The organism is Meridianimarinicoccus zhengii (assembly GCF_003254465.1).
GTDB classification, from domain to species: domain Bacteria; phylum Pseudomonadota; class Alphaproteobacteria; order Rhodobacterales; family Rhodobacteraceae; genus Meridianimarinicoccus; species Meridianimarinicoccus zhengii.
The window spans coordinates 1-7,245 of sequence record NZ_QDFI01000123.1 but is presented as its reverse complement, the minus strand read 5'-3'; the positions used below and the strand labels follow the sequence as shown (position 1 = coordinate 7,245).

Here is a 7,245-nt window from a genome sequence, read left to right as displayed (position 1 = left end):
GAGCGCAAGCCCGGTGGCGGCAAGCCGCGCGGCGACGGCCCCAAGGGCGGCAAGCCGAAGGGCAAGCGCCCGCCGCAGGACGGGGCCGGGCAGGGCGCCAAGACCTTTGCCGCGCGCCCGCCGCGCAGCGAGAAGAAGATCGACCCCGACAACCCGTTCGCCGCCGCCTTGATGGGGCTGCGTGACAAGACCTGACCGCGATCCCGATACCGGTGCCGGCGGCGCCGCCGGCTCGTCCGGAACGACCAGCCTGCGGCTGGACAAGTGGCTCTGGTTCGCGCGTTTCTTCAAGACGCGCAGCATCGCGGCTGGGGAAGTCTCGGCCGGCCATGTGCGTGTCAACGGTGCCCGCGCGGCAAAACCCGCCCAGGCCGTGCGTGCGGGCGATACGCTGACCTTCGCGCAGGGCCGCGCGATCCGCGTCGTGCGCATCGTCGCGCTGCCCATGCGTCGCGGCCCGGCACCGGAAGCGCGCGCCTGCTACGATGACCTGTCGCCGCCACCGCCGCCATCCGCCGCGGAACAGGGGGCGCCACAGCGCGTGCCGGGCCGCGTGGACCGGAAAGAACGTCGCGCCGCGCGGCTTTCCCGGCAGGGGCCGCTTGATTGATCCGAGCCACCGCAATAGGTATCCGCCACCAAACAGAGCGAGACACCCCATGACCTATGTCGTCACAGACAATTGCATCGGCTGCAAATACACCGACTGCGTCGAGGTCTGTCCCGTTGACTGTTTCTACGAAGGCGAAAACGCGCTGGTGATTCACCCGGACGAATGCATCGACTGCGGCGTCTGCGAACCGGAATGCCCCGCCGACGCGATCCGCCCGGACACGGAACCGGACATGGACAAGTGGGTGGAGTTCAACCGCAAGTACAGCGAACTGTGGCCCGTCATCTACACCAAGAAGGACCCGCTGCCCACGGCAGAGGACCTTGACGGCACGCCCGACAAGCTGGCAACGATATTCTCGGAGAAACCGGGCGAAGGCGGCTGAGACGATCCACCGGGCCGGCGAGGCCCCTCGCCGCGTGCAACGCGGCCTTGCGATCCCGTTCCCGTGACCGGCCCGTCACGGGGCTTTGCCGGGCGCGTGAAATGTGTTACACATAACTTTCAAAATACCAAGGTGACCCGGAACGTCTCGCCCATCCATGGCCGAGCACGTTCTTTTTTGCCCTTCGATCCCGGTGGGAACCGGGACTGGCGGGCGGATCGTTAGGATGGAAAACCACATGAGCCAAGCGAAAGCGTCCGAATTCCGTGCCAATGACTATGTCGTCTACCCGGCACATGGCGTGGGCCAGATCGTGTCGATCGAGGAGCAGGAAATCGCAGGCATCAGCCTGGAATTGTTCGTGATCTCCTTCGAGAAGGACAAGATGACGCTGCGGGTGCCGACGCACAAGGCGGCGGATGTCGGGATGCGCGCGCTCGCCTCGCCGGACGTGGTGTCGAAGGCGATGGAGATCCTGCGCGGCAAGGCCAAGGTCAAGAAGGCCATGTGGTCCCGCCGGGCGCAGGAATACGAACAGAAGATCAACTCGGGCGACCTGATCGCCATCGCCGAGGTGGTGCGCGACCTGCACCGCGCCGACGACCAGCGCGAGCAGAGCTATTCCGAGCGTCAGCTCTACGAAGCCGCGCTGGAACGCCTGACCCGCGAGATCGCCGCCGTCAGCGGCGCGGACGAAGGCGACGCGCATCGCAAGGTCGGTGACGTGCTGTTGTCGCGCGCGGCCTGACCTTCGGCGATTCGATACTCCGGGCCGTGCCTTGGGCGCGGCCCTTTTTCGTGCTTCAGCTGCCGAGCAGCGTCACGAGCGCCAGAAGCCCCGCGATGTCTGCAAGTTGCTGCGCGGCGCCAAGGATGTCGCCCGTCTGGCCACCGATCTTCGCGCGGGCGGCCAGCGCGACAAGCGCGGCACCGCACAGACCCATCAGGAGTGCAACCACGCCCGGTCCGCCACAGGCCAGCATCGCCGCGGCGGTCCCCAGCGCCAGCGCCAGCGCCGCGGTGATCGCCCCCGGCTGCCCGCTGCCCGCGGACAGCCCGTCGCGCCGGGCGGGCGGAAGTGCGGTCCAGACGGCGACCATCGCCGCCCGCGACAACGCCCCGCAGGCGATCAGCGCAGGCAGCGCCATGGCCGGGGGCAGCGCAGCCAGTGCCCCTGTGCGCAGGCTCAGCGACAGGATCAGCGCCAGCATGCCATAGGTGCCGATGCGGCTGTCGCGCATGATCTCCAGCCGCCGGTCGCGCGTCCAGCCGCCCCACAGCCCGTCGGCGGTATCGGCCAGCCCGTCCTCGTGCAGCGCGCCGGTCACGATCACCGAAGCCGCCACGGCCAGTCCCGCGGCCAGTGGCGGCGGCAGGCCCAGCCACCCGGCCAGCAGATGCACGGCACCGGCCAAGGCCCCAACGACTGCGCCCGCCAAAGGATAGGCCCATGCGGCTGCCGCCCCACGCGCCGTCGCCCGATCGCCGTCCACCGGCACCGGCAGCCGCGTGAGCAATCCCAGCGCGGCGGGCAGGTCGTGACGGGACAAGAGCGGCGAGCGTGGCATCTTTGGCGGTTTCCCCCGAGACTTGCCCGCGGTAGCGTGCAGCCCTGACGAGATCAACGCCCCAGATCCACGCCCAAGTCCCGAGGCTGCCCATGTCCACGCTTCCTTTCGCCACCATGGCCAGCATTCGTGCGGCGCTGGCCGATCTTCCCGCGCCGGATGCACCGTCCCTGAAGGCCGCACGCGCCCGAAACGCCCGGCTGACCAAGCCGCCGCACGCGCTGGGACGGCTTGAGGATCTGGCCATCTGGTACGCGAGCTGGCGCGGCACCGACCGGCCCGCGATCAAGGCGCCGCAGATCGTCATCTTCGCGGGCAATCACGGGGTCGCGGCGCGCGGCGTGTCGGCCTTCCCGCCCGCCGTCACGGCGCAGATGGTCGCCAATTTCCAAGCGGGTGGCGCTGCCGTGAACCAGTTGGCACAGGCTGCGGGCGCGCGGTTCGACGTGGTGCCGCTCGATCTCGACCGGCCCACGTCGGACATCACCGAAGCCCCCGCAATGACCGAGGACGCATTCTGCGCGGCCATGTCGGCGGGCTGGCGTGCGGTCGATCCCGGCGCGGATCTGTTCGTCGCGGGCGAGATGGGCATCGGCAACACCACGGCGGCGGCAGCCATGGCCGCGTCGCTGTATGGCGGGGCGGCGGCGGACTGGACGGGACGCGGCACGGGGCTTGACGATGCGCGTCTTGCCGTCAAGTCGACCGTGGTCGGACAGGCCCTCGCGCGCCATGCAGCGGTCACCGGGCGAGGGCTGGAGACCCTGCGCTGCCTCGGCGGGCGGGAAATCGCGGCGATGGCCGGGGCGATCCTGCGTGCGCGGCAATTGTCGATCCCGGTGATTCTTGACGGGTTCATCTGCTGCGCCGCTGCCGCCGCACTGGATGTCGAACGCCCCGGCGCGCTGGATCATGCGGTGGCGGGGCACATGTCGGCGGAAGCCGGCCATGGTCGCCTGTTGCAGGCGATGGGCAAGCCACCGCTGCTGCATCTTGACATGCGACTGGGCGAGGGGTCGGGGGCCGCGCTCGCCATCGGTATCCTGCGCGGGGCGGTGGCGTGCCTCTCCGGCATGGCCACCTTCGACGAGGCAGGCGTCAGCGACACCTGAGCGCGCGCGGGGCGGCAGCGGCCAGCCCGCTGCACCGCGGGTGCCCGCGTCCCGAACGGGCGGGGCATGGGGCGGGGCGGCACCTGTCACGCTTGCCGCGGCGTGCCGGCGATGGTGCATGTCCCGGCAGCGGCGACGGGGCAGCCGCGCGGCGCGGGCTATCCCGGCATCTGCGGCGGCGCATCTGGGTCGGGGTCGCTCTGCGTCTGCGGATCGAGGTCCATCCTGTCGTCGAGCTGCGCCACGAGTGCCGCCTCGAATTCCTTGTTCAGTTCCCGCGCGCGGGCGATGTATTCGGGGTTGTTGGCGATCGGGACGCCGGGCTTCCACAGCTTGGCCAGTTCCAGCATGGACGCGCGGTCCATCTTGTAGAACAGCTTTTCCATCTCCGAAGCCTCGAATTCGCTCAGCCCCATGTTCTCGAGCACGTAGCGCGCGGCGCGCAGGCTGCTGTCGAACATCTCGCGCACGATGTCATCCGCCCCCGCCTCGTACAATTCATAGACATGCACCCGGTCATGGGCGCGCGCGACGATGTGCAGATCGGGCCGTAGTCCGCGGGCATAACGCACGATACGGGTGGTGGCCTGCTTGTCGTCCATCGCGGCCACCAGGATCCGCGCCTCCTTTATGCCCGCCGCGTGGAGCAGGTCGGGACGGGTCGGATCGCCGAGAAAACTCTTGAACCCGAACTTGCGCATCAGGTTGATGGTGGCAAGATCGTGGTCCAGCACCGTGGCGTGGAACCCGGCCATCTCGATCATCCGGTTGACCACCTGCCCGAAGCGCCCGATCCCGGCGATGATGATGGGCGCCGCGTGGTCTATTTCGTCGGCGGCTGCATCGGGTGCGTCGTGGCGCATCCGGCGGCTGAGCTGATCATAGGCGATGAACAGCAACGGCGTGATGAGCATCGACAGAGCGATAATGAGATAGAGCTGCTGCGACAGGTCGGTATCGAACACTCCCCGTTGCGCGCCGAAGCCCGTGAGCACGAAGCCGAACTCGCCCGCCTGCGCCAGCGACAGGGTGAACAGCCACCGGTCCCGGCCCCGCAGCCGGAAGACGAGCGCGAGGACGAACAGGATCACCCCCTTCGCCAGCATCAGCAGAAGCGTCAGCCCGACCAGCCGCAGCGGATCGCCGAACAGAAGCCCGAAATCGATCCCCGCGCCCACGGTGATGAAGAACAGCCCAAGCAGGAGACCCTTGAAGGGTTGCAGGTCGGCCTCGATCTCGTGGCGGAATTCGGAGTTCGCGAGGACGACTCCGGCCAGGAACGTTCCCAGTGCCGGCGACAGGCCGAGGATCAGCATCAGCCCCGCGATGGCGACCACGATCAGCAGCGCCAGCGCCGTGAACATCTCGCGCATGCGCGACGCATGGATGAAGCTGAACACGGGCCGGGTCAGGTAGATGCCTGCCAGCACGATCCCGCCCATCGCCCCCAGCGTCACGAGTGCTGCCCCCCAGCCCGGAAGCGTATCGACGAAATGGGTGGCGGCCTGCGCCATTTCCATCACGGGCTGGTCCGTGGCGCCATGGTCGCCGCCATGCCCGCCGCCCGTGCCCGCCCCCACCGCCAGAAGCGGCAGCACGGCCAGCATCGGGATCACGGCGATGTCCTGTGTCAGCAGCACGGCAAAGGCGGACCGCCCCCCCTGCGTCTGCATGAGCCGCTTTTCCGTCAGGCTTTGCAGCACGATCGCGGTGGACGACAGCGCGAAGGCCAGGCCCACGGCCAGGGCCACCTCCCATTGCAGGTTCAACGCCATGCCCGCGCCGGTCACGGCGGCGGTGGTCAGCCCGATCTGCAGGCCCCCGAGGCCCAGCAACTTGTGCCGCATCGCCCAGAGCGCGCGGGGATCCAGTTCCAGCCCGATCAGGAACAGCATCATCACGACGCCGAATTCGGCGACATGCTGCAGGTCGCGGGTTTCCTGTCCCACGAGCCCCAGCACGGGGCCGATCATCACCCCGGCCAGCAGGTAGCCTAGCACCGATCCCAGCCCCAGCCGTGCGGCGACGGGCACGGCCAGGACGGCAGCACCGAGATAGACGAGAAGCGGAAACAGGATCGTGTCCATCGCGCAGTCCTTGCTGGGCGGATCCGGCGCCGGCCGGCCGCGCGGGGGGGTGGCCCGAAGGGGTCTTCGTGCCGGTCCCTGTAAAGGCCACGGGACGGCGCAATTCAAGCGCGAGGGGTGCGATGCGGGGCCATGTGCGGCCCGATGGCGGCAGCGCGCCTATCCGCGCGGCATGCTCAGCGTCACGGTGCGTCCGGATTTCACGTAACCAAGCCGGCCGTCCCCGATTTCCTGCACGCGCCCGCCATCGACCCGGTCGCCCACGGCAAGGTTCACGACCCGTCCCGACGGGAGCCGCACCAGCGCGCGGCGGTTGCTGGCGGCCCCGAAAGTTCCCAGCAGGTTGATCTCGGACAGGTTGATGCCGACCCGCGCCGTGGCCCTGTCTGCGGTGCCCGACGGGGTCGGGGCGGACACCCGCGCCACGTCGACGGGCGCGATGGCGGGACCTGTCGGCTGTTGCGCGTCCGCGCGGGCACGCGCGATCACGGTGGCGTCGCGCGGCGCGGGCCGCGGGCCAAAGGTCGTGGCCGGGCTGACGGAGGCGATGATCGTGCTCCCGGCACGTTCCTGTTCCGACACCGGACGGCGCAAGGGCACGAAATCTGCGAGTTCCGTCGCGGTGCGTCCGCCGAGCTGGTCCCGTTCGCGCGCCTCGGCCAGTCCGCCGGGCCTTGCCCTGGGCGACAGGCTGCGCAACGGATCGTCCTCGGCCAGATCGGCGCGGCGCAGAACCAGTACGGTCTGTGCTTCGGCCTGCTGGCGGTCCGGGCGCGGACGGGTCGCCACGGGGGGCTGGCCCGCGATCACCGTGAATCCGTCCGGGGACAGGCGGCCTTCGGGGCTTGGCCGGATCAGGCCGCGCGCGTCGAACACGTAGACCTCGTCGCGGGACGGCGGGGCGGTGAAAGTTCGGCGCGCCGGCGGTTCGCGCTCGGGCATGCCGATCGCGGCCAGGGCCAGGGCATCCGTGCGGAACACCGGGTCGAGCCCCGGGATCGTCAGCGTCGTGGCATCGCTTGATGCCGTATCGGCCAGCCGGAACGGCGGCGTGTAGAACGTGGCGTCGGCGATCATCCCCGGCGGTGCATCCATCGCCGACAGCGTGGCCTGTCGCGCGGGCCGGGGCGCCGTGCGCGCATGATCATCGGGTGCGGCATCCATGGCGGGCGTGGCCGTGCGCACCGGCGGGACGGCGCGGGGTTCCACGGCGACGGTCTCGGGGACGGACCCGGTGGCAGGCCCGCGCGCCAGCGTGGCGAAGTCCGGGGCCAGGTCCGTCGGTCCGACCGGCGCGCTGCCACGGAACGCGGCAAGCCCGGCACCGACCGCGGCGAGCAGAACAAGCGCCGCCGCACCGCGCCGCCCGATGCGCGCTGCCCGTGCCAGCGCATGGAGACCCGGCAGGTGCCTGCGCGGTCCGGTTCCGGCCATGGCGTCGTCGGCAGTGTCCGGCAGCGGCGCAAGATGGGCCGGGTCG

At 70.0% G+C, this 7,245-nt stretch carries 7 protein-coding genes and 1 pseudogene; 5 read left to right on the top strand and 3 right to left on the bottom strand.

Annotated elements, in window-relative coordinates:
- The 4 genes from DDE13_RS21440 to DDE13_RS21425 form a co-directional block, all read left to right on the top strand.
- On the top strand, positions 1–195 hold a 195-nt coding region (locus tag DDE13_RS21440; protein ID WP_162631161.1), incomplete at its 5' end, for a hypothetical protein.
- A 55-nt stretch (positions 196–250) separates the two neighbouring features.
- Positions 251–610 carry an RNA-binding S4 domain-containing protein gene (locus DDE13_RS21435; protein ID WP_111406254.1) on the top strand — a complete coding sequence of 120 codons (360 nt, stop codon included), beginning with the start codon at positions 251–253 and terminating at the stop codon, positions 608–610.
- Positions 611–659: 49 nt separating this feature from the next.
- Positions 660–998: a ferredoxin FdxA gene (gene fdxA / locus DDE13_RS21430; RefSeq protein ID WP_111406253.1), complete on the top strand. Its 339-nt coding sequence runs from the start codon at positions 660–662 to the stop codon at positions 996–998.
- A gap of 238 nt (positions 999–1,236) precedes the next feature.
- Positions 1,237–1,746, top strand: a complete 510-nt coding sequence (locus DDE13_RS21425) for a CarD family transcriptional regulator (RefSeq protein WP_111406252.1) — start codon at positions 1,237–1,239, stop codon at positions 1,744–1,746.
- A gap of 55 nt (positions 1,747–1,801) precedes the next feature.
- Here DDE13_RS21425 and cobS read toward each other — a convergent pair whose 3' ends face one another.
- Positions 1,802–2,566: an adenosylcobinamide-GDP ribazoletransferase gene (gene cobS / locus DDE13_RS21420; protein ID WP_111406251.1), complete on the bottom strand. Its 765-nt coding sequence runs from the start codon at positions 2,564–2,566 to the stop codon at positions 1,802–1,804.
- A 92-nt stretch (positions 2,567–2,658) separates the two neighbouring features.
- Between cobS and cobT the strand changes: the two genes are divergently transcribed.
- Positions 2,659–3,678, top strand: a complete 1,020-nt coding sequence (gene cobT, locus DDE13_RS21415) for a nicotinate-nucleotide--dimethylbenzimidazole phosphoribosyltransferase (RefSeq protein WP_111406250.1) — start codon at positions 2,659–2,661, stop codon at positions 3,676–3,678.
- Positions 3,679–3,836: 158 nt separating this feature from the next.
- Here cobT and DDE13_RS21410 read toward each other — a convergent pair whose 3' ends face one another.
- Together DDE13_RS21410 and DDE13_RS21405 are read right to left on the bottom strand one after the other, a co-directional pair.
- Positions 3,837–5,765 carry a monovalent cation:proton antiporter-2 (CPA2) family protein gene (locus tag DDE13_RS21410; protein WP_111406249.1) on the bottom strand — a complete coding sequence of 643 codons (1,929 nt, stop codon included), beginning with the start codon at positions 5,763–5,765 and terminating at the stop codon, positions 3,837–3,839.
- A 159-nt stretch (positions 5,766–5,924) separates the two neighbouring features.
- Positions 5,925–7,245, bottom strand: a pseudogene (locus tag DDE13_RS21405) (hypothetical protein); the annotation flags it as partial.

Bases quoted from the DNA above. Each gene is read 5' to 3' on its own strand.
- fdxA (WP_111406253.1), top strand. From the start codon at position 660: ATGACCTATGTCGTCACAGACAATTGCATCGGCTGCAAATACACCGAC.
- DDE13_RS21425 (WP_111406252.1), top strand. From the start codon at position 1,237: ATGAGCCAAGCGAAAGCGTCCGAATTCCGTGCCAATGACTATGTCGTC.
- cobS (WP_111406251.1), bottom strand. From the start codon at position 2,566: ATGCCACGCTCGCCGCTCTTGTCCCGTCACGACCTGCCCGCCGCGCTG.
- cobT (WP_111406250.1), top strand. From the start codon at position 2,659: ATGTCCACGCTTCCTTTCGCCACCATGGCCAGCATTCGTGCGGCGCTG.
- DDE13_RS21410 (WP_111406249.1), bottom strand. From the start codon at position 5,765: ATGGACACGATCCTGTTTCCGCTTCTCGTCTATCTCGGTGCTGCCGTC.